Genomic DNA, 26976 nt, shown 5'->3' with positions numbered 1-26976 from the left:
TCCTTAGCTGGAGGTGGGGAAGTTGAGCTGCGCGGCCTGCGACTCGGTGTGCTTGGGCCAGCGCGAGGTCACGACCTTCGCGCGGGTGTAGAAGCGCACGCCCTCGTGGCCGTGGATGTGGCTGGAGCCGAACAGGGAGTCCTTCCAGCCGCCGAACGAGTAGTGCGCGGTCGGCACCGGGATCGGGACGTTCACGCCGACCATGCCCACGTTCACGTCGCGCTCGAAGGTGCGCACCGCGCCGCCGTCGAAGGTGAAGATCGCGGTGCCGTTGCCGTACGGGTTGGCGTTGATGAGGTCGATGGCCTCCTCGAGGGTGTCGACGCGCACGACCGCGAGGAGCGGCCCGAACACCTCGTCCCGGTAGACGTCCATGTCGGGCGTGACCTTGTCGAGGACGCTGGGGCCCACGAAGAACCCGCCGAGGTGTCCTTCGACCTGGAGGCCGCGGCCGTCAACGACCGGTTCGGCCCCTTGGGCGACACCGGATTCGATGTAGGAGACCACGCGCTCGCAGGAGGCCTTGGTGACCACGGGGCCCATCTCGGCCTCGGGGTCGTCCCCGGCGCCGACGACGACCGCCTCGGCCTTCTCTTTGAGGAGGCCCACGAGTTCGTCGGCGGCGTCGCCGACGGCGACAGCGACGGAGATGGCCATGCAGCGCTGCCCGGCTGAGCCGAACGCGGCGGCGGTCAGCTGGTTGGCCGCCCAGTCCATGTTCGCGTCGGGCATGACCACGGCGTGGTTCTTCGCGCCGCCGAGGGCCTGGACCCGCTTGCCGGCCGCCTGGCCGCGCTCGTGGATGTACTTGGCGATCGGGGTCGAGCCGACGAACGAGACGGCGGCGACGTCCTCGTGGTCGAGGAGGGCGTCGACGGCGGTCTTGTCGCCGTTGACGACGTTGAACACGCCGTCCGGGAGCCCGGCGTCGGCGTAGAGCCGGGCGATGAAGAGGCTGGCGGAGGGGTCGCGCTCGCTGGGCTTGAGCACGAAGGTGTTGCCGGTGGCGATGGCGATGGGGTGCATCCACATCGGGACCATGACCGGGAAGTTGAACGGCGTGATGCCGGCGCAGACCCCGATGGGCTGGCGGAAGTCGTAGGAGTCGACGCCGCGCGAGATGTCGTTCGAGAAGCCGCCCTTGAGCGCCGAGGTGATGCCGCACGCGAACTCGATGACCTCGCGGCCGCGCACGATCTCGCCGCGCGCGTCGTCGACGACCTTGCCGTGCTCGGCGGCGACGATCTTGGCGAGCTCGAGCTCGTGCCGCTCGACCAGGTCGCGGAGGCGGAACATGACGCGTGAGCGGTTGGAGAGCGACTGCTGGCCCCAGGACGCGAACGCGGTCTTGGCGGCCTGCACCGCGGCATCCACATCGGACACGGTGGCGAGGCGGACCTGCGCCTGCGCATTGCCGTGGGCGGGGTTCCACACGGGCGCGAGGCGGTCCGACTCGCCGGCGGTCGGCTTGCCGCCGATCCAGTGCTCGATGATCTGCATTGCGACGGTTCCTTAGAGGTAGTGGCGCTGGTCGCGCTTGTGGTCGGTGTAGGCGGCGTAGGCCGCGCGGGTGGAGTCGAGTTCGGACACTTCGCTGACCGGCACTTCCCACCAGGCCGAACCGGGCGGGTTCGGGCCGGTCAGGTCGGTCTCGACATGGACGACCGTGGTGCGGTCGTTGGCCTTCGCCTGGGCGATGGCGTCGCGGAAGGAGGCCACGCTGTCGGCCTTGACGACCTCGGCGCCGAAGCTGGCGGCGTTCGCGGCCAGGTCGACGGGGAGCACGTCGCCGTCGAGGAGGCCGGACTTCTCGTCGCGGTAGCGGTACTTGGTGCCGAACCGCTGGGAGCCCAGGGATTCGGAGAGGGAGCCGATCGAGGCGAACCCGTGGTTCTGGACGATCACGATGATGACCTTGAGGCCTTCGGCGACCATGGTCGCGATCTCGGAGGCGAGCATGAGGTAGGAGCCGTCGCCGACGAGGACGACCACTTCGCGTTCGGGCGCGGCCATCTTGGTGCCGACCCCGGCCGCGATCTCGTAGCCCATGCACGAGAAGGCGTACTCGACGTTGTAGGCCTTGGGGTCCCTTGCGCGCCAGAGCATCTGGAGGTCGCCGGGCATGGAGCCGGCGGCGTTGATGACCACGTCGGCGTCGTCCAGGGCCGCGTTGAGCGCGCCGAGGATCTCGGTCTGCGCGGGCAGCGGGCCGTGGCCGAGGTCGAAGCACGCGTCGGCCTTGGCCTGCCACTCGTCGGCGAGGCGGCGGGTCTCGGCGCGGTACTCGTCGGCGACGCTCCAGCCGTCGAGGGCCTTCGCGAGTGCGGCGATGCCGGTCTTGGCGTCGGCGAGCAGCATCTCCGCGGAGTGCTTCGCCGCGTCGAGGCGGGCCACGTTGAGGTTCGCGAAGGTGACGTCGGGATTGCCGAACACGGTGTGCGAGGCGGTGGTGAAGTCGGAGTACCGGGTGCCGATGCCGAGCACGACATCCGCTTCGGCCGCAAGGGCGTTCGCGGCGGAGGTGCCGGTCGAGCCGAGGCCGCCGACCGCGGCGGGGTGGTCCCACGGGACCGCGCCCTTCCCTGCGTGCGTGTCCGCCACGGGGATGCCGGTCGCTTCGGCGAAGGCGCGCAGCTCGGCCTCGGCCTCGCTGTAGACCACGCCGCCGCCGGCGACGATGAGCGGTTTCTCGGCACTGCGCAGCAGTGCCGAGACCCGCTCCACAGCGGCGGGTTCGGGCGCGACCCGGCCGACGCGCCACACCCGCCTGCGGAAGAATTCGAGAGGCCAGTCGAAGGCCTCGGCCTGCACGTCCTGCGGCAGGCACAAGGTGACCGCTCCGGTCTCGACCGGGTCGGTGAGCACCCGCATCGCGGCCAGCGCGGCGGGGATCAACTGCTCCGGGCGGCTGACGCGGTCGAAGTACTTGGAGACGGGACGGAACGCGTCGTTCACGCTCACGTCCCCGGCGCGCGTGTCCTCGAGCTGCTGCAGCACCGGGTCGGGCACGCGCGAGGCGAACATGTCGGAGGGCAGGAGCAATACGGGGAGCCGGTTCGTGGTCGCCAGCGCCGCGCCGGTGATCATGTTCGTGGAGCCGGGGCCGGTCGAGGCGGTGCACGCGAAGGCCTGGAGGCGGTTCTTCATCTTGGCGTAGGCGGCCGCGGCGTGGACCATGGCCTGCTCGTTGCGCGCCAGGTAGTACGGGAGGTCGGCTTCGCCGGTCTGCGCCGCTTGGAGGAGCGCCTGCCCGAGCCCGGCGACGTTCCCGTGCCCGAAGATCCCCCACACGCCGGGGATGAGCCGCTGCTCGTGCCCGTCGCGCTCGGAATGCTGGGCGGCGAGGAACCGCACCAGCGCTTGGGCGGTGGTGAGTCGTACGGTCTCAGCGGGCATCGGTGCCCTCCTTCTCCACGGTCGAGGACAGGGGCAGGCGCGGGTCGAGATCCTCAGGGGCCCAAGTGGACCGGACCCAGCCGTGGGCGGGGTCGTCGCTGATGAGCCAGGCGCGGTCCTCGCCGGGGCCGGCCATCACGTTGAGGTAGTAGAGGTCGTAGCCGGGGGCGGCGGCGCTGGGGCCGTGCCAGCCGTGCGGGATGACGACCACGTCGCCGGAGCGCACTTCTTCGCTGACCTCGATGGGCCGCTCGGGGGTGCCGTAGACGCGCTGCCACGCGAATCCCGCGGGGTCGCTGACCTCGAAGTAGTAGATCTCTTCGAGTTCGGCTTCGCCTTCCTGCGCCTCGTCGTGCTTGTGGGGCGGGAAGGAGGACCAGTTGCCGCCGGGGGTGATGACCTCGCAGGCGATGAGCTTGTCGGCTTCGAAGGTCTCGGGAGTGCAGAAGTTGTTGACCTGGCGGGAGGCCTGGCCGGAACCGCGCAGCTCGACCGGGACGTCTTCGGCGGGGCCGTAGCGGGCGGGCAGGCGGCGTTCGCACTTCGCGGAGGGCAGGGCGAACCGGCCGCCGCTCGCGCTCGTGACGGTGACGGTGGCGTCCCTTGGGACGTAGGCGAAGTCGCTGACCCGGCTGAAGACGTTCCGCCGGCCCTGGATCTCGAAGGCCTGGCCGTCGCAGGTGACGGTGCAGCTCCCGGAGAGCGGCAGCACCAGCGCCTCGGCGTCCCCGGTCGCGAATGTGGCGGTGCCGGAGGGCTCCAACGCCAGGACCTTGAGCCCGGAGTAGCCCCAGCCGGCGGATTCGGGGGTGACGACCGTGTCGTACGGGCCGTCGGCGGTCGACCTTGAAGGCAGGTAGTAGTTCACAGCAGGCTCACCACCGCGTCGACGGCCCCGGCGACGTCGCCGTCGGCCGGGTAGAGCAGCGAGCGGCCGACCGTCAGGCCGACCACATTGGGCAGTGCCAGGGACCGGCCCCAGCTCTCGCGCTGCGCCGCGAGGTCGGCGACTTCGCCGCCGAGGACGACCATCGGCAGCGTGGAGGCGGCCGCGACGCGCGCCATGTCGGGCGCGGTGGGGACCTTGAGCCAGGTGCGCGCGGAGGTCGAGCCGAGACCGGAGGCGATCGCGACCGACTTGACGACCCCCTCCGTCGTCACGTCGTTCACGACGCTTCCGCTTTCGCGGCGGGAGATGAACGGCTCGACCATCGCGACGAGGCCGAGGTCGGCGAGGGCGTCGACGGCGTGCGCCGAGGCTTCGAGGGTGCGCACGGTCCGGGGGTCGTCGAGGTCGATGCGGGTGAGCATCTTCCCGCCGTCGAATCCCATGCGGGCGATGGCGTCCGCGTTCATGCCGGTGAACCGGTCGTCGAGCTCGAACGCGGCCCCGGCGAGGCCGCCGCGGTTCATCGAGCCGAAGACGACCTTGCCGTCCAGGGCGCCGAGCAGGAGCAGGTCTTCGAGGATGTCGGCGGTGGCGAGCACGCCGTTGCAGCCGGGGTTCTCGAGGGCGGTGACGAGGCGGTCGAGGAGGTCGCCGCGGTCGGCCATGGCCATCGGGTCGCCGCCGGTGGCGAGGGCGCCGCGGGCGGGGTGGTCGGCGGCGATGACGAAGCACTTGCCGGAAGGGCCGACGGGGCTGGTGGCGCGCTTGCGCGCGTCGGCGGCCCGGCGGATCGCGGCCGGGTCGGCGAGCCGGGTGCGGGCGAGTTCGGCGAGTCGGTCAGACCGCATCGGTCGCCTCCTGCAGCTTGCGTTCGACCTCGGCCTCGGTCGGCATGGCGTCGGAGCAGGCGAGTTCCCCGGCGACATGCGCGCCCGCGGCGTTGGCGAAGCGCATGATGCGCTCGGTGTCCCAGCCGGCGAGCAGGCCGTGGACGAGCGCGCCGCCGAAGGCGTCGCCCGCGCCGAGGCCGTTGACCACTGTCACCGGCGCGGGCGGGACCTCGACCTGGCCGGTGTCGTCGAGGGCGAGCACGCCTTTGGGGCCCTGCTTGACGACGGCGAGCGAGACCCCCGCCGCGCGGAGCGCCTGCGCGGCTTCGGCGGGCGTGTCGTGGGCGCCTACGGCCACTTCGCACTCCTCGCGGTTTCCCACCGCGACCGTGACGTGCGGCAGGGCCAGTCTCACCCACTCGCGGGCTTCCTGGGGCGAGTCCCAGAACATCGGCCGGTAGTCGAGGTCGAGCACGGTGATGCCGCGCTTGCCCCTCGCTTCCAGAGCGGCCAGGGTCGCCGAACGCGAGGGCTCTTGGCACAGACCCGTGACCGTCACCCAGAAGACGGCAGCGCCGCGAATCGCCTCGAGGTCGAGTTCTTCAGGACGGATGTCGAGGTCGGGGGCCTTGGGGAAGCGGTAGAAGTAGAGCGGGAAGTGGTCGGGAGGGAAGATCTCGCAGAAGGTCACCGGCGTGGGCAGGCCCGCGGAGGTCCCGACCAGCGAGTCATCGACGCCGTAGCCCCGGAGCGCGTTGCGCACGAAGGTCCCGAAGGGGTCCGCGCCGGTCTTGGTGATGACGGCGGCGCTGCGCCCGTACCTGGCGGCCGCGACCGCGACGTTCGTGGGGCTGCCGCCCAGGAACTTGCCGAAGGACTCCACGTCCTCGAGGCCGACGCCGATCTGCTGCGGGTAGATGTCGACCCCCACCCGGCCCATCGTGACGACGTCATGCGTCGCGGCCACAGGCGCACCTCCTCGTGTGTCTTGCGCGCTCCACTGTCGCGCGTTACTGTCGCGCGACAGTGATTTGCAATATACTCACATCCAGGGCCGCGCGTCAAGCCGCCCGGCCGGTCGGAAATACACTCGGATTACCGCCCGGTCACCTTGCCGGGGCCAGGAGAGGAAGAGTCGTTGGACGAAGCGCTCGAGTCGCAGCAGCAGCCGGCCCGCAACCAGGGCTCCCCGCAGCGCGCGACGATGGCCGACGTGGCCCGCCGCGCGGGCGTGTCCCGCACCCTCGTCTCCCTCGTCCTGCGCGACCGCCCCGGCGCCGGCGCCGCGACCCGCGAACGGGTCCTCAAGGCCGCCGACGAGCTCGGCTACCGCCCCGACAGCGCCGCCCAGATGCTCGCGCGCGGCCGCAGCCGCACCCTCGGCGTCCTGATGAACCTCGAGCAGCCGTTCCACGCCGAAGTCGTCAAGGCCATCTACCCCGCCGCCGCGCAGCTCGGCTACGACGTCCTCCTCTCGGCCATCGCTCCCGGCCGCGACGAGCACATGGCCACGGGAGCACTCCTCGGCCACCGCTGCGAAGCCCTCGTCCTCCTCGTGTCCGACCCCGAATCGCACTCCACCGAGCAGCTCGGCGGCGCCGTCCCCACCGTCGTCGTCGGCCGTAAGGCCGCCACCCCCGGCGTCGACTCCGTCCACACCGCCGAGGCCAAGGGCGTCCGCCAGGCCGTCGACCACCTCGTCGAACTCGGCCACCGCCGCATCGTCCACATTGACGGCGGCAAGGGCCCCGGCTCGGCCGACCGCCGCACCGCCTACCGCGCCGCCATGCGCCGCCACCGCCTCGCCGACGAGATCCGCGTGATCCCCGGCGCCCAGGACGAGGACGCCGGCATCGCGGCCGGGATGCTCCTGCTCGGCGAGGACACACTGCCCACGGCCGTGCTCGCCGCCAACGACCGGTGCGCCATCGGCCTCATGCACGCCCTGCGCAGCGGCGGCGTCGACGTCCCGGGCCAGGTCTCGATCGTCGGCTACGACGACAGCAACCTCTCCCATCTGTCGCACATCAACCTCACCACCGTCCGCCAGGACGCCACCGGCATCGCCGAGCACGCCGTCCGCAACGCCGTCGAACGCCTCGAGAACAGCGCCCTCCCCGCCCGCGAAACCGTCTGCGACGCCAAACTCGTCGTGCGCGCCTCGACCGCCGCGCCCCGCTAGGCCCTCCGAGCGGCGACGAGCACGGCCATGAGCAGGGCCACGGCACCCGCCGCGGCCATCACCGCCGCCGGTGACGAAGCATCGACCACGGCCCCGCCGGCCAGCGCCCCCAGCCCGATCGTCGCCTGGAACGACGCCGTGAACAGCACCGACGCGGCCTCCCGCGCCCCCGGCGCGGCGTTCGCGAACCAGGTCTGCGAGCAGACCGGCACACCGCCGTACGCCGCGCCCCACAGCACGAGCAGCGCGACCGCGCCGACCGGATCGCGCCCGAACACCGGCAGCAGCAGCGTCGCCGTGGCGATCGCCACCGCCGCCGCCGCGAACGCGGCCCGGGGGAACCGCGCGACCATCGCCCCCAAGACGAGATTGCCGCCGATCCCGGCCGCGCCGTAGACCAGCAGCATCACCGTCACCGCTGCCGGACCGACCCCGGTGACCCGCTCCAAGAACGGCGTCACATAGGTGTAGGCACCGAAGTGCGCCAGCACGATCAGGAACGTCGCCGCCAACGCGACCCGCGTACCGCCGCTTCGCAAGAGCCCCTGGAGCACGGCCGGCCGCGTCGGGGCCTCGGCGGGCAGCCGCGGCAGCGTGGACACCAGCGCCGCAAAGACCGCACCGCTCAGCACCGCGAGCACGGCGAACGCGGCGCGCCACCCGGCGAGGTCCCCGATGAGCGTCCCGGCGGGGACGCCGAGCACGGACCCGAGCGGCACCGTGGCGAAGACGACGGCGGTCGCCCGGCCCACCGCAACCGGAGGCACCAGCCGCGCGGCGAGCCCTGCGCCGACCGACCAGAACCCGCCGATCACCACCCCGACGAGCACTCGCGACGCCAGCAGCACCCAGAACGCCGTGGCGACCGCCGCGAGCGCGTTGGCGACGAGCAGCACCAGCATCAGGCCGCACAGCACGGCGCGCCGGTCCAGCCTCGCCGTCGCGACCGTGACCAGCGGCGCGGCGACGGCCGCGAGGAACCCCGGCATGGTCATCGTCAGGCCCGCCATGCCGTCTGAGACCGCGAAACCCGAACCGATCGAGGTCAGCAGGCCGATTGGCAGGATCTCGGCGGTGACGATGACGAAGATCCCCGCCGTCACGGCGAGCACGGCGGGCCAGGCGTGCCCAGGGCGGACGGCGGTCGCGGTTGCAGTGCTCAAGATCAGTCTTCCCGTCGTGGAGCGGCGGACGATGCGCGCCCAACTCCACCCCGAAACGGAGGCCGATGCTGGCAGGAATGCGACCACAACGTTCCAGCGGCCGCTCAAACGTGTCGGCCGATTTCCCGCACCGCTCTCGCCGACCCGCCTGCGCCCGCCCTCCCGCCGGGCGATGATCGAGCATGACGATTCGGATCGGGGGAGCCATGGAGTCACGAAGGATCGACCCGAAGCGGGTGCTGCCCGGCTCGCTGCTGCTCATACTCGGCGGCCTCGCGCAGTCGCTCCAAGGCGTCGCGGCACTGGCGACCGGTGGGTACTTCGACGCCCCGCCCGATTACGACTTCGGCTTCAGCATCGCCGCCTGGGGCTTCGTGCACCTCGCCGTCGGCGTCCTCGCCATCGCGGTCGGCATCGGCGTCATGGGAGGCAGCCCGGTGGCCCGCCTGCTCGGCCTGGCCTTGGCGACGGCGTCGTTCCTCTCCAACTTCCTGTGGCTCCCCATAGAACCAGGCTGGTCGGTGGTCCTGATAGCCCTGTCCGTACTCGCCTTGTGGTCCCTGGCGACGGCGGGGCCGCCCCTCATCGAACCCTTAGTGGACAACAGCCATCTCGTGCGGCGTGTTGTTGAACCGCTCCGCACCCGTCTCGGTCGCCGTCACGATGTCCTCGATGCGCACCCCGAACCGCCCCGGCAGGTAGACGCCGGGCTCGATCGAGAAGCACATGCCGGGCACGACCTCGCGCTCCTCGCCTTCGACCATGTAGGGCGGCTCGTGCGTGGTCAGCCCGATCCCGTGGCCCACACGGTGAATGAAGTACTCGCCGTACCCGCCCGCCGCGATCACCTCGCGGGCGACCCGGTCGACCTCCTGGCACGCGATGCCCGGCCGCACGGCCTCGAACGCCGCCTGCTGCGCCTCGCGCACCAGGTCGTGGACCCGCTGCACCTCCGGGTCGATCACATCGCCCACATGCACGGTCCGGGTCGTGTCGGACCCGTACCCGTCCTTGAGCCCGCCGAAGTCGAGCACCACCGCGTCACCGACCTCGATGACCCGCTCCCCCGCCTCGTGGTGCGGGTTCGCGCCGTTCGGCCCTGAACCGACCACGGTGAAGTCCACCTGCTCGTGCCCGTGCTCGCGCAGCAGCGAAGCGAGATCCGCCGCGATCTCGGATTCCCGCCGACCCGCGAACCGCACGTTCAGGATGTCCTCGTACGTCTGGTCCGCAGCCGCCCCCGCCGCGGCCAACCGCTCCAGCTCATGCCGGTCCTTGACCGCGCGCAGCATCGGCAGGCTCTCGGTCAGCGCCGCATACGACGACCCCGGCACGGCCCGCTGCAACCCCAGCAGGTGCATCGCCCAAGCGTTGTCGGAGACCGCGAACCGCGTGCCGTCCCCCAGCAAGGGCAGCGCGGCCGCATAAGGATCAGCCCCGTCCGTCCAATCGGTCATGACGACGGCCCCCGCGCCCGCCGCGTGCTCGGCGTCCGGCCGCTCGAGCTTCGGCACGATCAACGCCGGCTCCCGCCCCGCCGCGAGCACCAGCATCGTCAACCGCTCGGTCACCGCGGGCCGGTAACCCGTGAAGTACTGCAGATCAGGCCCCGGCGCCACCAGCAACCCGTCGAACCCGGCCGCCGCAGCGGCCTCGGCCCCACGCCGCATCCGCTCCGCGAAGTCCCCAGTATCGAACGGCCGCAAGCTCATCCCAGCTCCCATCTGCACAGCACGATCTACTCGCCCCGACCGTACCCCGCCCACCGCGCCCACCGCACTGAACCGACCGAGCCCGCCGCGCCCGAGGTGGCACCGTCGGGCCATCCTGTACCGGACCGATCAGACCGAACCCGTGGAGCCGAGATGAGCGCTGCCCCCGTCGGCAAGCAGCAGCACCCCGCGCTTGCCGCGGTCCTCGTGACCGTCGTCGCGATCATCTTCCTGGCGTTCCCGATCGCCCTGTGGGCCAACGCCACCGAATTGATCAACGGCTACCGCGCCTCCCACGGCGAAGCAGGCGTCCCCGGCACCGCCACCGTCGAGACCATGGCCCACAGCAAAAGCGGTCCGGTCTGCATCGCCCGGTTCACCCCCGCCGACGGCGGACCCGCCGTCGAGCTTCGCATCGAGACTCCTGGCAGCTGCGAGCTCGGCCAGCAGTTCGAAGCGCGCTTCATGGAAGGCCACCCTTCCCCCTTCAGCCACTATGGCGAACCTCGCCTCTGGGCGTCCGGATCCAACGACTGGATGGGCTACATCCCCCTTGTCATCCTCTTCGGCCTCTTCAGCCTTCCGCTCCTCCTCCTGCTCGCCATGCTCGCGACCAAACTCGCCACCCTGGCCCTACGCGGCAGACGCGCCTCCGAACTCTGACCGCAAAGAAGACCCGGTGAAGGTTCCAGCAACGTTACCGACCCATGTAGTGCTCGATATCCTCGATCGCGTTCTGCTGGTCGGCCCGTTCCCGTCCCCGAACTCTTGATTCGAGTCCATTCGCATGTCCACCCACAGTTTTGCCGAAGGCGAGATCGTCAAGGCAAGACCACACTTCCTCGCCCCGCGCACTCCCTCCGACACCCGCCCGTTCTCCTGGCCGTTCCACTACCCCGCCCGCATCACCAGCCTGATCGGCGACGACGGCGTCCTCGTCGAATTCCTCGAGTACCAGGGCAGCAGCGAACCCTGGGAACAGGTCATCACCCCTTGGAGCCGCGAGCAGGGCTTCTCCACGAAAGAGCTGCACGCCATCGACTGCGACTGCGGCATCTACGATCCCAACGAGATGCTGCGCGACCCGCGCGCTCTCATCGACCGCCTCAGGACCGATCTCGACGGCCTCGGCGCCCACCGCGCCAAATACATCGGCCGCACACTCCACGACCGCCGCTTCCCCGGAAACCTCCATCTCCTGCCAGCTCGCCACCTTCGGCGCGGTGACTTCCTGGTATTCCCCCAAGAGCACATCCACGCCGCCAAGGAGATCCGCGCAGACGTCAGACTGACGTTCTGCCATGGCGTTTTGGTCACTGGCGTGCAAACTCGATACCTGATCCACCGCCCCAGGGAATCGGCGCCGATCTGCGACTCACGCTCGACCTCGTTCGATCCTCGCTACACCGCAACCCTCCCTCCATCCGAGCTCACCTTGCTTGAGCAGGCCTCGCTCGTCTGCCTGGCGGACCTTGGACTCGGGGAGAACTCAGTAGAGGCTCTTACCAGGGCTGGAATCAAGGCGTCCCATGACCAGTGAGCATCTAGACCGGCAGTCGCCGTCCTCTCAGGGATTCTCGGGGAGGGGCTCGGGGTCGTCGGAGTCCCATTCCTCGATGGAACGGTCGAAGGCACGGTACGGCGCTTCTATCGCGGCGACTCGCTCCTCGACCGCTTCCGGCTCGTAGATTTCTTCCAGCAGTTGCAGGTACAACTCGTTCGGGTTCGGCAGGCACGTGGTGCGCCGCATGGGATGGAACCAGTTGATGCCGTACAACTGCACAGTGCCGTAGTTCAAGATCCGTCCGAGCAGCGACTGCCGCAACTGGGCGTCGGTGGATCGGCCGAGCGCGACCGTCGTGTACCGGAGCGAGATCACGCCGCTGGCTTTGATCAAGCGCTTGTTCGAGATGGAGAAGCGCGCGAGGTACCAGGCCAGCACGGACCATCCCGCCCACAGCGGCAGCAGGACCCATATGAGGTGCAAGTACGAGATTGCCCAACCGCTGTCGGCTCCCCTGTCCCCACCGAGGAGGTAGCGGTACTCGATAACGGAATCCGGGAGGACCATCTCGGGCCGAACGGTCAGGAACACGCAGACCGCGGTCCCTAGCGCCACGCGTCGAAACGGCGCAAACCAGTGCTTGCGCCATTCGCCTCGATACTTCTCTCGAACAGCTCGCCCTCTTGGATTGGGAGCCCGAGCGCATTGCGGCTGCCGCCGGCCGAGATCTCGTCCGGGTGCGGCAGTCGCTGAGCCTGCGGCAGCTTCCTGAGGAGATCCAGCAGGCCGCGAACGCCGGCGACGTTGACCTCGCCTCAGCAGCCGCGATGACCGAGTTCGCGCACGACCCCAAGGCGGTCGCACGGATCATGAAGAAGGGAGCCGGGTACTGGGGCTTCAAGCACGCCATCGCCGATGAGCGCTCCCGCCAAGAGAAGAAGCAGGCTCTGGAAGTGCTCAAGGCCGAACTCGTACTCGCTGGCGTCAAGGTCACGCCGCGCCCGAAGTTCGCCTCCGAAGGCGGCGCTGCGGTCCGCGTTGCGGACCTTGTCGATGCCGACGGCGAACCCGTTGACGCAGAGGCGGTCAAGGCCGAGCCGGGTTTCGCGGTGTACATCAACCGCGACTACCAACCCGAGCCGGTCGTCTACTGCCCCGACCCGGCCAGCGTCGGGTTGCGCTCGGCTCCTGAAACCTGGGAGGCCCGCAAGGCCGAGCGCGAAGCCCTCGATGCCGAAAAGGCCGCGCAGCGCGCCGCATGGGAGGCCGCGACAGCCGTCCGCCGCGAGTTCCTGATCGCCCAGTACGGCAACGTCAAAGGAGCCAAGAGGCTCTTCCGTCCGGCGCTGCGCGACCTGGCTGGGACGCGCACGAACATGCCTTTGGGCGAGTACAGCGAACTCGCCGAGGCACTGTGCGGCTGCCCGATCCGCGAGATCCCCGAGAACGCCGGCATGGACCGCCTCACCCGCGTGACTGTCGCCCGCTGGCTGGCGCACTGCGAAGACAACCTCCTCAGCAGCATCTCGGGCTTCTGGTCGGATCTCGAGGAGGCCCGCCGCTACCTGGATCTGATCGCCGCCGACGGGTACGAACTCGCCGACATCGAGACCAAGCTGCATGAGTCGATCACCGCGCGACTCGCCGAGGAACTGGCCGAGGAGGCGACAGAGATGGAAGGCGAAGCAGCCGACGAGGATCCGGCCGTCGCAGAGCTGGAAGCCGACGACCCGGCCGAAGCACTCGACATCGACCCGAGCTCGCTGTCGACGGAGACCGAAGCGGCCGAAAACGAGGCAGTGTCCGCTGCCTGAGTCCGGTGGGTCGACGCCCCGCAGTACACCCGGCGTCGACCCACCATCCGGATCTCAGGACGGCATTTTGATACACGTGTGCGATACTCGCGAGCGTGAGTTCCTCCTACCCCTGCCGCAGGCCCCATCTCGCTGCCCTTACGCCATGGGCGGATGCGCCGCTGTCTCGCTGGCGCGCAGTGGAAACCGGTGTGCGCACTGAGCGCGGGGTGAGCGTCTCACGGCTTGAGTTGTGGATCGTCACGGTCACCCACGCCTACGACCCGGTCCGCCTCCACCCATACCCGGATGCGGCCAAAGCGATCAGCGCAGCCCAGCGGATCATGGCGGAAGAAGACTCACGCGGACTGATCCGCGAGTGGGAAGTGGATGACGGCCGACCACGCGGCACGCTCATGACGCGAGGCGGCTCATTCGACCGCACCCCACGAGACCAGCCATCGGAAGCAGCTCCGCAGGACAGCTAAATCGCTTCGCTCGGGCTCTCCGCGCCTCGACTCCGCCGCCTTAGAGCAGCACCTGCTCAATCTCCCGTACCGGGTATTTCGCGAGGAGGTCGTCGAGGATCCCGTCGCGGTTGTAGTCGGAACCGCGAAGCCGTTCGTCGAGGACAATGCCCTCATCATCGAGCCGCTGCACGTAAATCTCTTCGCCTTGGAAGGTGAAGGTGCCCTTGGCCTCGGGAAAATCCTCGAAGAAGCGGACTGCCGTCCCCACCATGTCGGCGAATACGCGGGCGTCCGCCTCTTCGGTCAGGAACTTGGACGGATGGAAGATGATCTTCAGTGTCTCGGCGACGCCACCGAGCAGTTCGCTCATCTCCGGGTCATGGTCAGTTGCCGCGCGGAGAACTCCGACGCGCAGCTCGTCGCCGCGAGCGACGGCATCCGGGTCGTTGTACCGACGATCGCAGCCGAGATGGTCCGCTACGTAGTCCAGTGCTTCCTGCTCGGTAAGCACTGGCGAGACCGTCAGGTCGTAGTCGATCGCCATTCCGCTAAGCCTCCGATTCCCAGGGGTAGAACTGCGTGATTTCGCCTTGCTCGATGATCTTGATCTCGCGAAGCCCTCGGATCGGGTACCGCTCAAGTCGAGCTCGAACGTCGTCTCGACTGGCGCCGCTCAGGTCAAGGTTCAAGATTATCCGTTCCGCTTGGCCCTCGCGCACCTTGTCATGCAACTGCGAGTAGATCGTGCGGGGGCTGTTTCCGGTCGGCGCGTAGCAGTCCCAGTACTCGTCCTGGATCCGGTAATCGGGTTCCTTGCCGTTGGGTTTGGGAGGCGGGTTCTGCTCGATGTCGAAACCCGCACGGGCCAAGACCTCAGCCGACTCGTTTTCCTTCTCCAAGCTGCGTTGCTTCGTGTCCTTGCCCTTGATCGCCGCTGGCCGTCCGCCGGGACGTCGCGTTGCGTCGGGGGCGAGGCGCGGCAGTGTCACATCGGCATGCCCTGAGCGGCTTCCACCGTTCGACGAGGAAGCGGACCCCGCCAAGATGCTCGAAGCCGACGGCGCACTCGTTGCGGCGCCGCCGCGGCTGCCAGTTGAGCGGAGGGCTTCGACGGCCGCCTGAATCTGCTCAACCGTGGCGTCGAGGCCGGCGATCATGGCCTGCTGGCTTTCGACCTCGCCGATGATGGCTCTCGTCTGCGATGCACGGTCGACGGCCCCGACCTGCTCAAGCCCTCCTACCAGGTTGTCCCCCTCTCGGCGGGCATTGGCAAGCAACGACTCCACGATGCGCAGACGCTCGCGTACCACGGCTACCGCGGCGGCGAGGGCATCGACCGAGGACACGATGACTCCGTAGGGGGCTTCGGGATTCAGGGGACGACTCGCCGTAAGCCTAGCGGGCCATGCGGCATCGCGCGTCCCGCCAAGAGTGCAGCCCGATCTGAAGTCGGACCGCTCCCCGAGCGAACTCAACCAGTCAGTCGTACTTCGCTGCGCCCGAGTCCCCGCGCTCGAGCCGCACTGCGTCAGCGGGCTGCTTGGACTCGGATGTGCGTGGGCCACTCGGTCGCTTGCCGAGTCGGCTGGTGCGGTCGGGTTCGTCTGCCCGGGTGTGCCGTCTGTGGTGTCAGCACGCTACGCGACGGCCGCCCGGCACCGCTCCTGCGTCGCTCGCAAGGGCGCCTGCGCACTTTCTTCGCCGGGCCGCTCCTTCGTCGCTGCGAACAAAGTGCTGGACCCCCTTGACGTGCCGGCGTCTTCGCCGCGTGGACGCGGCCGCACCACAGCGGCACACCACCCGGGGCCAATCCCCGCAGATCGCGTCAGCCGCCATCCGACAAGGAGTCACCGTCATGGACCTCACCTGCATCATCGAAGGCCAGATCATCAAGCGCGACCCCGAGACCTTCTCGACCCCCAAGGGCAACCAGGGCGTCCGCTTCGAGATCCGCCGCCAGCCCCGCTACCGCAACGCCGCCGGCGAATGGGTCGACGGCAAGACCGAGTTCTACGACATCACCTGCTGGGGCGCCCTGGCCGACAACGTCCTCGCCAGCTTCAAGCGCTACGACACCGTCATCGTCACCGCCTCTGCCCTCTACGCCCAAGAGTCCGGCGGATACGCCCACCTCAAAGTCACTGCCTCGGGCGTCGCCGCATCACTCCGGTTCGGGAACGTCACCCCCGAACGCAAAGAGCGCATCGCGAACGCCGCGGTCCGCACCCCCGACGGCGAAGACCTCCCCGTCCACCCCGACGACGCCTGGGCCACCGCCATCCCCGCTCCGCCGCCATGGCCACAGCCTGACCCACTCCCCCGCGGGGCGGCCGCCCGAGGCCGCCCCGCCCCGCTTCCACCACCTTCTCGACTACACGGAGATGTGCCATGAACGCTTCCATTCCGCTCAAGCTCAACGGCCCCAGCGACCTCATCCCCGCCGTCCCCTACCTCCTCGGCTTCACCCCCGAGCGAAGCCTCGTCGTCATCGGCCTCAAAGACGGGGAACTGCAATGCACCTTCCGCGTCGACCTGCCCGGCAGCATCGACCACCTCGACCACCTTCCTTCCCTGGAAAAGCAGGTGACCGTCAACGACTGCGAGGGGGTGGTCGTCATCGGCTACGGCGACGCCGAACTTGCGCCCGCCTGCGTCGAGCGTGCCGCATTCGACCTCACCATGGCCGGCGTCCAGATTCTCGACTCACTCCGCGTCGAAAACGGCCGCTGGTACTCCCTCACCTGCCAAGACACCTGCTGTCCTGGTGAAGGAACACCCGTTCCCGAGAACAACGCGATCACGACCCAGCTCGCGCTCGCGGGCGCGGTGTCCCGCCCCGATCGAGCCGCGGTCGCCGCACTCGTCGCCCCCGCAGACGAAGCCGCACAACGTGCCGTCACCAAGGCCGTGCGGCAGTTGCTCCAGGACCAGGCTGAGCTGTCCTGGGCCGAGCAGCGCTTGGCCGACCTGAACATCATCGACACTTGGGCCAGCGCCACCGGCCTCCCCGGACCCGCCGACATCGCCGCACTCGGTCTCGCACTGGGGGATCTCGACATCCGCGACTACGCGATGCGGGCCATGCATGAGCACCACGGCCAGTCCAGCACCGCGACCGACCTTTGGCTGTGGGTCGCCCGCCACCTCGACACCGACCTGGCGGCCCCGGCGTTCACGATCGCCGGTTGGTGCGCCTACCGCACCGGTGACGGCGTCCTCGCCCTCGAATGCTTCGACCGGGCCCTCCAAGCGGCCCCGCACTACCGGCTCGCGCAGATGCTCATGAGCGCCTTGCAGGGCGGTATCCCGCCAAAGGCCATCCCCGTCCCCACCATCGAACCGGCCCGCCCCGAACAAACCAACGCCTGACACCACTGCCACGGAGGGCCCGCCGATCAGCGGGCCCTCCGTCGTCCCCATACCAGCGCATCGCAAAGGACTACCGCCATGAGCTCCTGCAGCCCCGAATCCAGACACCTCGAACGCGTCCGCCAACTCCTGGCCATCGCCGAAGACCCCGCCACCTCCCCCGAGGCCGCCGAAGTCCACACCGCCAAGGCGATGGAACTGCTCGCCAAGTACGGCATCGACGCCGCGCTCCTCCACGACTCCGGTGAACGGCCCGACCACGTCGAAGGACGCCGCATCGACCTCCCCGGCCCGTACGCGCTCGAGAAGGTCTTCCTCTACAACGCCGTCGCCCGGCCATTGCGGTGCAAGCTCATCGAGATCACCACTCGAGACGACCACGGCAAGCGCCGCATCCACATCTTCGGCTACACCGCCGACCTCGACCGCGCCCACATGCTCTATACCTCCCTGCTCCACCAGCAAGCGATCGCCCTCATCGCAGCACCAGGTCCAGTAGGAGGCGAGTCGAAGGCCGCGTTCAAGCGCTCGTTCTGCCACGCCTTCGCGAGCACCGTGAGGGAACGCCTGACCGCCATCGAACGCCGTGCCCGCGCCGCCAACTCCTCAACCGACGGAGGCCGTAGCACGGACTTGGTCCTCGTCGACCGCAACCGCGCTGTCGCCGCCGAGTTCAAGTCGGCTTACCCCCGCACGCACTCAAGCGGCAGGCGCCGCCTCTCCGGCACCGGCCGCGACGCCGGACGAGCCGCCGGCCAACGCGCCGACCTCGGCGGTTCCCGCATTGCCACAGGACGCCGCGCAATCGGCTCTTGACCATCGTCCGGGCCCCATCCGCAGAGGCGGACAGGGCCCGGTTTTCAGTACAGCCCTCATGGCCCGGCGCGTTGAGTGTCGGTCTTCTCGTTAAGACCGCGAAGCGCGGCGGCAACGCCGCATCGTGTTCACGAACGAATGCGAACGCGGCGCGGACCTCACTGACCGAGAGCTCGCAAAGGCCGGCAATGCTGTCCTGCGTTTCGCCGAGGGTCTTCAGCCGCTGGACTGCTGCTGCGATCGTTTGGTTGGCTTCCTCGATCGCCAGCTTCGCGGAGAGAACATCGACCACTGTCTGCTCTATCTGAATCTCGCGTTCGCGTGCCGCCGCCAACCGCTGTCGCCGAATCTGCCCGGCGCGGACTGCGGCCTGAGTTCGCTTACTTGGCTTTCTCGAGTGCTCGAATTCGTTCATGGCCGCCACGGTAATTGGCCTACAGGCCATCGACAAGTGCGCTTCTTCCCAATATTAGGACGCACTGGATCTCTCAGTGACACGCGATTACTCTCGAGGAAAATCATTGGGATCCCCTGGCATTACAGCACTTCCAGCAGCACTACAACCAGTATGAGTGACTCACTCCACTCAAGGACGACACACCTCTTGCACGTTTCGTGAATCAGGACCAAATGGTATTTGACTCGCGCGAGAGAGCCGCTACCTTTGACGATCCAGAATTGTCTTTCGAATGACGGGCGGGGGTGGTGTGCGGTGATGACGGTCCACAAGCTGGCTGTCGGGGACGGCTACACCTACCTCACCCGCCAAGTCGCCGGCGGCGACGTCCAGCGCCAGGCCGGGCAGTCGGCGGCCGACTACTACACGCAGGGCGGGAACCCGCCGGGCCGGTGGACCGGTTCGGGCATCACCGCGCTCGGTCTGGAGCCTGGTCAGCGGGTCGACGAGGCCCAGATGCGGAACCTGTTCGGCGAAGGACTCCACCCCGATGCCGAAGCGCGCCAAGACTCCTACCTCGAAGCGCATCTGGTACCCGGTTTGTCCAAGACCGAGCGACATCGCGTCCACGCCGCGGCCGAGCGTGCCGGGAAACTCGGCCAGAAGTTCCCCGCCTACAAGACCCTCGACCCGTTCGACCAGCGGGTGGCGAAGCGCTTGGGCGACATCGAATCCGAGACCGGCCGTCAGCCGACTCCGGCGGAGATCGCGAAGGTCAAGCGGGAGGAATCGCACCGCCAACGAGCTGGTGTCGCTGGATACGACCTGGTGTTCACGCCGGTGAAGTCGGTGTCGGTGCTGTGGGCGCTTCACACCGACGAGCGGGTCCGCTCGGAGGTGAAGGCCGCGCACGACGCCGCCGTCACTGCGGTCGTCGCGATGCTGGAGGAGCATGCGGCGTTCACCCGGGCCGGGGCCGGCGGGGCCGCGCAGATCGAGACCACCGGGCTCGTGGCGACGGCGTTCGATCACTATGACTCGCGCTCGGGCGATCCCGACCTTCACACCCACCTCGCGGTGGCGAACAAGGTCCAGGGCGCCGACGGGAAGTGGCGGTCGCTCGACGGGTCGGCGCTGTACGCGATCGGGGTCGCCGCGTCGGAGACCTACAACTCGACCGTCGAAGCCGAACTCACCGCTCGCCTCGGCGTCAGTTTCACCGAACGCCCCGGCCCGGCACGAGGCGGCCGACCCGTGCGGGAGATCGAGGGCATCGATCCCGCGGTGCTCAAGCACTTCTCGGCACGGCGCAGCGTGATCGAGTCCCGCTACGCCGAACTCCGCGCCGAGTTCCGGGCCCGGTACGGCCGCGAACCCGACCCGAACACCGCACGCGAACTCGCCCAGCAGGCCACACTGGAAACCCGCGAAGGCAAAGAAAAACCCCGCCCCCTCGCGGACGCCCGGCGGGACTGGACCGCCCAGGCGATCGCCCGGTTCGGCCCCTCCGTGATCGACCAGGTCGCCGACACCGTGCCCGCCGCCCCGCGACCCGACGTGATCGCTGCGCTCTCCCCTGAACAGGTAAAAGAGGTCACGACCCGCGTACTCCGCGTGGTCGCGGCTGAGCGCGCAACGTGGACGCGGTGGAACGTCCACGCGGAAACCATGCGTCAGCTCCGCGCCGAGTTCGCCTTCACCGACCCCGACGCGCAGCGCGCCGCGGCCGACACCGTCGTCTCCCGTGCGCTCGGCGCGGGCCGTTCGATCAATCTCATCGTCGCGCCGGTCGAGACCCCGGTAATGCTCCAACGCTCCGACGGCGTCTCGGTCTTCATCCGGCACGAATCGGCCCGCTACACCTCGCAGGCCGTCCTCGATGCCGAAGCCCGCCTGGTCGAAGCCGCCCAGACTCCCACCGTCTATTCGACCAGCGTCGCTGCAGTCGCCGAGCGGATCGCCGCGTTCGAGACCCGCTCGGGCCGCGCCCTTGACGAAGGACAACGCGAGCTGGTGACCGCGTTCGCCGCCGACGACCGGCTCCTTGCGGTCGGCATCGGTCCCGCGGGCTCGGGCAAGACCACCGCGATGCGCGCCTACAAGGATGTTCTGGCCGTCGAAGGCCGGCGCCTGGTCGGACTCGCGCCGTCCGCGCAGGCCGCCAAGGTCCTCGAAGCCGACCTCGGCATCACCTGCTCGACCGTCGACAAACTCCTGTGGTCCGTCTGCCCCGGCAACCTCCTCACGGGCCCCGAACTCGCCGACGCCCTGCGCCGCATGGCGAACAAGGGCGAAGCGCTCGCTCCCGTCCACGGCCTCAAACCCGGTGACGTGCTGCTGGTCGACGAGGCGTCGATGGCCGGGACGTTCAACCTCGACCGCCTCACCGCCCTCACCGACGTGGCAGGCGCCCAGATCCGCCTCCTCGGCGACGACTGCCAGCTAGGCGCCGTCGCTTCCGGCGGGGCGCTCCGGCTCATCGCCGCCGAAGCCGGCGCCACCGAACTGCGCGACCTCCACCGCTTCCAAGACCCCACCTTCGCCCAGGCCTCACTCCAGCTCCGCGAGGGCGACGCAACCGGCCTCGACTACTTCACCGATCGCGGGCGCCTACATGGCGGCAGTCGCGACGCGATGCTCGAGGCCGTCTACAGCGGCTGGAAGCAGGACATCGCAGCCGGGAAGACCAGTCTGATGATGGCCTACTCCAACACAGTCGTCGCCGAACTGTCCGACCGCGCTCGCGTCGACCGCATCGCCGTCGGCGAGGTCCGCGAGGAAGGCGTTGCGCTGCACAACGGCTCGACCGCCGGGTGCGGGGACTGGATCGTCACCCGCGACAACAACTACCGACTCAAGTACAACGGCGGCAAGGACTTCATCCGCAACGGCCAGACCTGGACCGTCAAACGCACCTATGCCGACGGCTCACTCAAGGTCAAGTCCCGCGACTCACGTGGCACCACCATCCTCCCGGCTAAGTACGTCGCCGAGCACGTCGAACTCGCCTACGCCGCCACCGTCCACCGCTGCCAGGGCATGACCGTCGACACCGCCCACCCTCTCCTTACCACCGACCTGACCCGCGACGCGCTCTACGTCGCGGCCACCCGCGCCGCCGAAACCACCACCCTGTACGCCGTCACGCACACCGAACTCCCCGCCGACCCCGACCACCGCCTCGACCGCCCGAAATGGGACCCGGACGCCACCGCCGCCCGCGAAGTCGCCGAACAGATCCTCGCCAAAGAACCCGACAACCGCGCCGCCACCGCAGAGCGCGAACACCAACGCGAACTCGCGAAGTCTCTGGCGACGCTGGTGCCGATGTACCGCACCGCGACCGAAAGAGCCGCCGAACATCACTACGAAGCCCTCATCGTCCGCGTCGGCGGCACCCTCCTCCACGACACCGACCTCGCCGACATCAAGGCCAACGGGCTGGGCGCGCTCGCCGGCACCCTCGTCAAGGCCGAAGCCGCCGGATGGAATCCCGAGCAGATCCTCACTCTCGCCATCGCCCGCGGTCCCGTTGACGACGCCGACTCCGTCACCGCTGTTCTGGTCTCCCGCATCAATGCCCATATGGAAGGCCACACACCGCCGCCCGCCGGAGCCCAGCCGACCGAAGCCGACCTCGACCGATACCGGGAACTCCTGCGCCCCCACTACCCCGATGCGCACTTCGATACCGACACCGCACTCGCCCCGGCGCTGGCCAACGCACCCGCCAACGCCGCGCACCCGGTCGCCACCGAGCGCCCCGCCGACCGCTACCGCACCAAACTCGCCAATATCCTCGGCGCAGAGCCAGCCGAAGCTATTGCCGCCGAGCGAGCCTGGCCCGCCGTCGTCGGCACACTCCGCCGCGCCGAAGACAACGGCCAGTACTCCACCGACGCCCTGCTCCGAGCCACCGCACAACGCGACTTCGACGGCCTCGACCAGATCGCGCCCAACCTCGCCTGGCGCATCGAACGCCAAACCCGCCTGCTCGAACTCGACCCCACCCACACCGGCCAAGCCTGGCCCGCCCTCGCCTGGACAACGAAGGCCTGGGAGGAAGCCGGCGGCGACGCTACCGAACTCATCGAGACCTTTGCCCGCGACCGAACCCTCGCTGACCTCGCGCTCGAAGCCGGCCACCAACTCACCTGGCACCAACGCACCCAAGCCATTGAGCACGCACCCCACCCGCTCCCGTGGGCCGCCGCGCCTTCGTCGCTCCATGAGAGTGACGCCGTCCCGGCCGAGTTGCGCGACTTCCTCGACCGCACCGCCGACGCGATCACCACACGCGTCGACCACCTCGCCGACCAAGCTGTCACCGACCGGCCCGCCTGGACCGCCGCCTTCGGCGACGCCCCGCACGACGACAAGGCCGCGTTCGAACGCTGGCGCACCGCCATTGCCCTCGCCGCCGCCCACCGCGACACCCACCAAGTCGAGACCGACGACCCCACCCACCCCTTCGGCCCCTACCCCGAGACCGGCTGCGCCGGGCACCACGCCTGGTGGGCCGCAACCAGTGCCGCTCTCGCCATCGACAACCCCGACGCGCCCCGCGTCCCCACCGGCCTCGCCGACACCGTCGAACAACAACTCGCCCACGCCATCGCCCGCGACCTCTACCAAGCCCTCCCTGAGCTCGAACGAGAGGCCGTCCTCGAAGCCATCGCCGACCGACTCGGTCCCATCTGGGACCTCATCGCGGAAAAACCCAATGATGCGGCATTCAACCCGGCCCTCACCGGTGACCTGCTCGCGGTGCTATCGGATCGCGGCTACCCCAGCCCAGAGACCGCCGCCGATCTCAAGATCACCAGATCTCACCTCGAACAGGTCACCGCACAGCAGAGCCCTGGAAAACCGGTATCGGATGTCGAACTTCTGCTGCCTTCGTCTGTCGAGCCCAGTCCGTTCGAAGCTTCACAACCGGGACCTCGGTCACGTCCACTCTGACCAAATGCCGAGGTCGCTCATGAAATCACCCGACGGCGCTCCCGGCCGGCGAACTTCCGCGCCCAATTACCCACCTGACTGGAAGCCTCGCATCAGATTTCAGGCTTGTGCACGCTTACCGAATGTGCCGCCGCCGCGGGTAATGATCCGCTGCTGAACATTCACCAGACCGAGAAGAGAGCCCGAGAGAGCTTCAGGAGACAGCAGGCTCTCAACGTCGCCGTTGTCGATACGCACCGGCTTACCGTCCTCGTCATCGCCGACGTAGACGCCGTTGAGACGTTGGGCGTGCACGACGTGGGCCACAGCTTCTTCGCCGTAGACCTCTTCGACGAGTTGCCTAACCCTCTCGGGATCAGCCTTCGGCCAGACGGCGTTCTGCCAGTATGTGGTCTCCTGAACGAAGACGGGGTGCGAACGATTGAGATACACCACACCCTGGAGAACCGTTCCGTCACCGAGTGAGACAGTGTCCTTGGCGTCGAATCTGGCGAGATGCTTGGCTTCGTCGGGATCGAATTTTCCCCAGTCGAAGCCCGGATAGCCGCCCCGAACATTTGTGCTCACACCCACCGCCAACCCCGTAGCGGCCGGAATGATGGGGGTTCTCGGTCCTTCGGCTTCGGGCCGCGTTCCAGGCCTCGGAGGAGTTCCGGAACCACCGCTGGCTGGACGTGGGAGACGTGAGGCGGCGGGCCGGACCTTGATTCTGTCGGACGGATAGCCCTTGACTGAGCCCATGCTGTTCGACAAGACTCGCGCCGCCTTGAATCGGGGATTCAAGGCGTCGAGGATACGCTCGAGGTTCTTCGCTGAATCTGGCGACGAGTGCGTCGAATCCTGTTCGCGCAGCCTGTCGCGAATTTCGGCAAGCTCTTCGGGGAACTGTGCATAGAACGCATCCCCCCATTCGTCCCAAGGAAGGTCGCGACCGCCTTTTGGTATCAGCATGTTCCGCGATGCCTGGGAGAGTACACCCCATGCCGTCGGTCGCTTTTCAGAATATGCGGGGGGACGTACGATCAGCCAGGTTCGTTGCATCAGTTCATCGGTGATGCCGAACTGGCGATACCGGCTCTTCGCGCCGCTGGAGTGGAACGCCTCGTCATGATACTCGACAGTGACCACCGGCTTCTGGCTGATGTAGTCGTCTGATCCATTTACGGCTCGGTGTTCCTCAGGAACGTGATACCACTCGACTACGGTGCCGTGCGCATCGACGACGACCGTGCCCTTGATTGCCGATTCGGGAATGTAGTGAGAAAGGCCGCGTACCATCCTTTGATGCAGCGCCACGGTCGTACCATTGGGAAGATCGTACGTGACGTCCTGCGTTTCACGTCTCGCCCCCTTGCTCTTTCTGATCTCGAGATCGTAAACCCTTGTCTCAATCGGGCCAGCTTCGGTCTTCGGAACGTTCAGCAGGCGCTCGTTGAGATACTTCACGATCCCGCGACCGGTCTCACCTTTCTCAGGATCGCCGTTCATCGTGTCGCTGGTTCGATCACTGCCCATCAAGACCATGATGGTACCGGTGGTCATCCAGTCGGGCCGAAGCTTCGACCAGTCGCAACCAGCCTCGGGGTCGTCATGGGGGACCACGACGTCTTTCATATACTCGTCGTAATCCTCGTCGAGGATCGGGTAACTACGAAGCGCATAATCTCCAGACCGGACCTGCTCGATCCAGAGCATGGATCCGTCGGGATTGTCACGCGTGTAACTGATGACGACAACACCGTGAGGGTTCCAGGGCAGAACCGACGACTTGAATCCCTGGCCGAAGTTCTCGTCCAGTGAGATGGGCTTTCCTCCACCGCCGAACGTGGTGAGGAAGTCCGGCATCTCCTCCGGGCTCATGCCCATACCGTTGTCGAGAATGACACGCCTGTAAACGCCGAGATTCTGCAGAGCTTGGGTCTCGATGCCGAATTCGATTCGAGTGGCGCCGCTTTCCTGGGAATTCTTCCAGGCTTCGCGTGCCCACTGATACTTTCCGCCCGCTTCGTACGCTTGGCGAATAAGGTGCTGCGTAGCCCCTGTCGGTACATTGACAAGTCTCGGCACGCGTTTCTCCCTGTGTTTTCCTAGAACTCTCAGGTCCTAGAACTGGTCCGCAAGAGCGGATGCCCTTGCGGTTGCCACGAGGTTACCTCATGTCGGCGACATGCGCCAAATGCGATCTCGAAGATGGGACTGGAGCGAACCGTGCGCGCGAGAGTGGCTCGGGGTCGATAATAAGTGATGCAGATGTGCAAATAGCGAACCAAAGTTCCCTCTGATCAAGATCGTTCACCATCTGATGAGAGTGTCTTTCTGCACTTCAACACGACTGCCCCATTGACTCTTGTTTGTGACGGCCGCGAGATCGGCACGCTGGATCCATCCCCACCCCACGAGCGCTCCAGGTAATCGATACCTAGAAGAGACCCAGATGTCTCTCGCCAGGAGCCACCTAGTCAAACCCATCCAGGCCGACCCACCCGCCGAGACCATCTTGAACTTCGACGGCTCCCAAGCTTTATACATCCGCTCGGAAGGAGGTTCCCTCAGTAACCTGGACGCAGCGGTTGAGCCGGTTCATCGGGATGGGCGAGGACCAATGGTTGCTCCTTGATGACCGCGGACGGTCGACCATCACCAAGGTCGGGCACCAGTCTCACCGAGATCCATTCGCCCTTCTTGGGCACCGGAATCCCGAGAGCACGCGCGATTCCGGGGTGGGCGGCCTGGTGACCGAGAACGACGATCCCCTCATGCGCAAGCTGAAGACGGCTGTCCCGGACCCGTTTCGCAATGTCGGTCTGCTGGGCGACGGGTTCGACCGAGTCTCGGTTGATCAACACGCCCTGCACTCGACGGAAGAGTTCGTTCACCCGTTTCTGCCCGGAGTCCGGCGCCAGGATCGGCGACCTTTCCTCTGGAGTCAGCTGCAGGAGGAGGTTCTCCGGAAGGGCGCCGTCCGCGACGAGCCAGTGGATCTTCCGTCGTCCTCGGGCCGAAATTCCACGCTTACCGTCGCGGTTGCCGCTGTTCGTGAGCACTTCGCTGTTGATCCTGATGAGCCCCACCCTGAAGAGGGACGCATGGTCGTTGGCGTAGAGCACCAGGCAGAGGTGGTCCATCGCCTCGACCGGAACGGACCACCCCCATTCGAAGAACGAGAACTTCGCGTCCACCTGGCGTCCTGCGATGAGGTAGTCCATGGGACGACTCTTGGTCAGTTCGAAGGTCGCGCGGACGACGATCTCGACCTTCGTGCCGACGTATGTCTTCTCGGTCTTCTCCAGATCATTGGTGTCATATCGTCCGGTTCGCGCACCGTCGAGCACCTCGTTGAGCGATCGTCGGACTGCCTGCCCGAAGCGTGCCTCGAAGTCGTCCTGTGCACGGAACCAGTCCGCGACTGCTGCCAGACCCGGGTCGGCTTCGTAGACGAGGTCGGATTCCTTGAGCCACATCGCATCGATGGTGGAGTGAGGTTTCATGAGGA

21 protein-coding genes are annotated in these 26976 nt (G+C 67.9%); 9 read left to right on the top strand and 12 right to left on the bottom strand.

Annotated elements, in window-relative coordinates:
* Window positions 1-3: 3 nt before the first annotated feature.
* From AB0K52_RS00235 to iolC, 5 genes are read right to left on the bottom strand one after another with little or no spacing between them, the layout of a single operon-like run.
* A complete protein-coding gene (locus tag AB0K52_RS00235; protein WP_363523920.1) occupies window positions 4-1500 on the bottom strand; it encodes a CoA-acylating methylmalonate-semialdehyde dehydrogenase in 1497 nt (498 codons plus the stop codon).
* A gap of 12 nt (window positions 1501-1512) precedes the next feature.
* Complete coding sequence (gene iolD / locus AB0K52_RS00230; protein WP_363523917.1) at window positions 1513-3396, bottom strand: 3D-(3,5/4)-trihydroxycyclohexane-1,2-dione acylhydrolase (decyclizing); 1884 nt, start codon at window positions 3394-3396, stop codon at window positions 1513-1515.
* Window positions 3386-4264 (bottom strand): 5-deoxy-glucuronate isomerase, encoded by an 879-nt coding sequence (gene iolB / locus AB0K52_RS00225; protein ID WP_363523915.1) that lies wholly within the window; start codon window positions 4262-4264, stop codon window positions 3386-3388. Before iolB ends, iolD begins: the two co-directional genes overlap by 11 nt.
* Complete coding sequence (locus AB0K52_RS00220; protein WP_363523912.1) at window positions 4261-5133, bottom strand: aldolase; 873 nt, start codon at window positions 5131-5133, stop codon at window positions 4261-4263. Before AB0K52_RS00220 ends, iolB begins: the two co-directional genes overlap by 4 nt.
* Complete coding sequence (iolC, locus tag AB0K52_RS00215) at window positions 5123-6055, bottom strand: 5-dehydro-2-deoxygluconokinase (protein ID WP_363525002.1); 933 nt, start codon at window positions 6053-6055, stop codon at window positions 5123-5125. The genes AB0K52_RS00220 and iolC overlap by 11 nt, the downstream gene beginning before the upstream one ends.
* A 264-nt stretch (window positions 6056-6319) precedes the next feature.
* Between iolC and AB0K52_RS00210 the strand changes: the two genes are divergently transcribed.
* Entirely contained in the window at window positions 6320-7297 is a 978-nt protein-coding gene (locus AB0K52_RS00210; RefSeq protein WP_363524999.1) for a LacI family DNA-binding transcriptional regulator, read from the top strand.
* Here the strand turns inward: AB0K52_RS00210 and AB0K52_RS00205 are convergent.
* The gene (locus AB0K52_RS00205) at window positions 7294-8460 is read right to left on the bottom strand and encodes an MFS transporter (protein WP_363523909.1); all 1167 of its coding nucleotides are present in this window, start codon (window positions 8458-8460) and stop codon (window positions 7294-7296) included. The two genes, AB0K52_RS00210 and AB0K52_RS00205, sit on opposite strands and share 4 nt — an antisense overlap.
* 593 nt (window positions 8461-9053) lie before the next feature.
* Complete coding sequence (locus AB0K52_RS00200) at window positions 9054-10172, bottom strand: aminopeptidase P family protein (RefSeq protein ID WP_363523906.1); 1119 nt, start codon at window positions 10170-10172, stop codon at window positions 9054-9056.
* Between the two features lie 153 nt (window positions 10173-10325).
* Between AB0K52_RS00200 and AB0K52_RS00195 the strand changes: the two genes are divergently transcribed.
* Together AB0K52_RS00195 and AB0K52_RS00190 are read left to right on the top strand one after the other, a co-directional pair.
* Window positions 10326-10835, top strand: coding sequence for a hypothetical protein (locus AB0K52_RS00195; protein WP_363523903.1), 510 nt, complete (start codon window positions 10326-10328; stop codon window positions 10833-10835).
* Between the two features lie 124 nt (window positions 10836-10959).
* Window positions 10960-11712 carry a hypothetical protein gene (locus AB0K52_RS00190; protein WP_363523900.1) on the top strand — a complete coding sequence of 251 codons (753 nt, stop codon included), beginning with the start codon at window positions 10960-10962 and terminating at the stop codon, window positions 11710-11712.
* A gap of 27 nt (window positions 11713-11739) precedes the next feature.
* Here the strand turns inward: AB0K52_RS00190 and AB0K52_RS00185 are convergent, their stop codons facing one another.
* Window positions 11740-12267: a PH domain-containing protein gene (locus tag AB0K52_RS00185; RefSeq protein ID WP_363523898.1), complete on the bottom strand. Its 528-nt coding sequence runs from the start codon at window positions 12265-12267 to the stop codon at window positions 11740-11742.
* Between the two features lie 146 nt (window positions 12268-12413).
* On the opposite strand from AB0K52_RS00185, the gene AB0K52_RS00180 reads away from it, so the two are divergent.
* The gene (locus tag AB0K52_RS00180; RefSeq protein ID WP_363523896.1) at window positions 12414-13490 is read left to right on the top strand and encodes a hypothetical protein; all 1077 of its coding nucleotides are present in this window, start codon (window positions 12414-12416) and stop codon (window positions 13488-13490) included.
* 191 nt (window positions 13491-13681) lie between these two features.
* Window positions 13682-13957 (top strand): hypothetical protein, encoded by a 276-nt coding sequence (locus AB0K52_RS00175; RefSeq protein WP_363523894.1) that lies wholly within the window; start codon window positions 13682-13684, stop codon window positions 13955-13957.
* A gap of 40 nt (window positions 13958-13997) precedes the next feature.
* Here AB0K52_RS00175 and AB0K52_RS00170 read toward each other — a convergent pair whose 3' ends face one another.
* Together AB0K52_RS00170 and AB0K52_RS00165 are read right to left on the bottom strand one after the other, a co-directional pair.
* Window positions 13998-14483: a SitI3 family protein gene (locus AB0K52_RS00170; RefSeq protein WP_363523892.1), complete on the bottom strand. Its 486-nt coding sequence runs from the start codon at window positions 14481-14483 to the stop codon at window positions 13998-14000.
* A 4-nt stretch (window positions 14484-14487) separates the two neighbouring features.
* Complete coding sequence (locus AB0K52_RS00165; protein ID WP_363523890.1) at window positions 14488-15285, bottom strand: hypothetical protein; 798 nt, start codon at window positions 15283-15285, stop codon at window positions 14488-14490.
* A 509-nt stretch (window positions 15286-15794) separates the two neighbouring features.
* On the opposite strand from AB0K52_RS00165, the gene AB0K52_RS00160 reads away from it, so the two are divergent.
* From AB0K52_RS00160 to mobF, 4 genes are all read left to right on the top strand, one after another.
* Window positions 15795-16331, top strand: coding sequence for a single-stranded DNA-binding protein (locus AB0K52_RS00160; RefSeq protein ID WP_363523888.1), 537 nt, complete (start codon window positions 15795-15797; stop codon window positions 16329-16331).
* A complete protein-coding gene (locus AB0K52_RS00155) occupies window positions 16328-17308 on the top strand; it encodes a DUF4192 domain-containing protein (RefSeq protein WP_363523886.1) in 981 nt (326 codons plus the stop codon). The genes AB0K52_RS00160 and AB0K52_RS00155 overlap by 4 nt, the downstream gene beginning before the upstream one ends.
* 78 nt (window positions 17309-17386) lie before the next feature.
* Window positions 17387-18124, top strand: a complete 738-nt coding sequence (locus AB0K52_RS00150) for a DUF2786 domain-containing protein (RefSeq protein WP_363523884.1) — start codon at window positions 17387-17389, stop codon at window positions 18122-18124.
* A gap of 715 nt (window positions 18125-18839) precedes the next feature.
* Complete coding sequence (mobF, locus tag AB0K52_RS00145) at window positions 18840-23483, top strand: MobF family relaxase (RefSeq protein WP_363523882.1); 4644 nt, start codon at window positions 18840-18842, stop codon at window positions 23481-23483.
* Between the two features lie 99 nt (window positions 23484-23582).
* Here the strand turns inward: mobF and AB0K52_RS00140 are convergent, their stop codons facing one another.
* Window positions 23583-25550 carry a hypothetical protein gene (locus AB0K52_RS00140; RefSeq protein ID WP_363523880.1) on the bottom strand — a complete coding sequence of 656 codons (1968 nt, stop codon included), beginning with the start codon at window positions 25548-25550 and terminating at the stop codon, window positions 23583-23585.
* Between the two features lie 482 nt (window positions 25551-26032).
* A complete protein-coding gene (locus AB0K52_RS00135) occupies window positions 26033-26971 on the bottom strand; it encodes a NaeI family type II restriction endonuclease (RefSeq protein ID WP_363523878.1) in 939 nt (312 codons plus the stop codon).
* Window positions 26972-26976: the final 5 nt, after the last annotated feature.

Source organism: Glycomyces sp. NPDC049804, assembly GCF_040674615.1.
GTDB lineage: Bacteria > Actinomycetota > Actinomycetes > Mycobacteriales > Micromonosporaceae > Glycomyces > Glycomyces niveus.
This window is presented reverse-complemented; position numbering and strand designations above follow the sequence as displayed.

Bases quoted from the DNA above. Each gene is read 5' to 3' on its own strand.
- AB0K52_RS00235 (WP_363523920.1), bottom strand. From the start codon at position 1,500: ATGCAGATCATCGAGCACTGGATCGGCGGCAAGCCGACCGCCGGCGAG.
- iolD (WP_363523917.1), bottom strand. From the start codon at position 3,396: ATGCCCGCTGAGACCGTACGACTCACCACCGCCCAAGCGCTGGTGCGG.
- AB0K52_RS00220 (WP_363523912.1), bottom strand. From the start codon at position 5,133: ATGCGGTCTGACCGACTCGCCGAACTCGCCCGCACCCGGCTCGCCGAC.
- iolC (WP_363525002.1), bottom strand. From the start codon at position 6,055: ATGGGCCGGGTGGGGGTCGACATCTACCCGCAGCAGATCGGCGTCGGC.
- AB0K52_RS00210 (WP_363524999.1), top strand. From the start codon at position 6,320: ATGGCCGACGTGGCCCGCCGCGCGGGCGTGTCCCGCACCCTCGTCTCC.
- AB0K52_RS00200 (WP_363523906.1), bottom strand. From the start codon at position 10,172: ATGAGCTTGCGGCCGTTCGATACTGGGGACTTCGCGGAGCGGATGCGG.
- AB0K52_RS00195 (WP_363523903.1), top strand. From the start codon at position 10,326: ATGAGCGCTGCCCCCGTCGGCAAGCAGCAGCACCCCGCGCTTGCCGCG.
- AB0K52_RS00190 (WP_363523900.1), top strand. From the start codon at position 10,960: ATGTCCACCCACAGTTTTGCCGAAGGCGAGATCGTCAAGGCAAGACCA.
- AB0K52_RS00170 (WP_363523892.1), bottom strand. From the start codon at position 14,483: ATGGCGATCGACTACGACCTGACGGTCTCGCCAGTGCTTACCGAGCAG.
- AB0K52_RS00160 (WP_363523888.1), top strand. From the start codon at position 15,795: ATGGACCTCACCTGCATCATCGAAGGCCAGATCATCAAGCGCGACCCC.
- AB0K52_RS00155 (WP_363523886.1), top strand. From the start codon at position 16,328: ATGAACGCTTCCATTCCGCTCAAGCTCAACGGCCCCAGCGACCTCATC.
- AB0K52_RS00150 (WP_363523884.1), top strand. From the start codon at position 17,387: ATGAGCTCCTGCAGCCCCGAATCCAGACACCTCGAACGCGTCCGCCAA.
- mobF (WP_363523882.1), top strand. From the start codon at position 18,840: ATGACGGTCCACAAGCTGGCTGTCGGGGACGGCTACACCTACCTCACC.
- AB0K52_RS00135 (WP_363523878.1), bottom strand. From the start codon at position 26,971: ATGAAACCTCACTCCACCATCGATGCGATGTGGCTCAAGGAATCCGAC.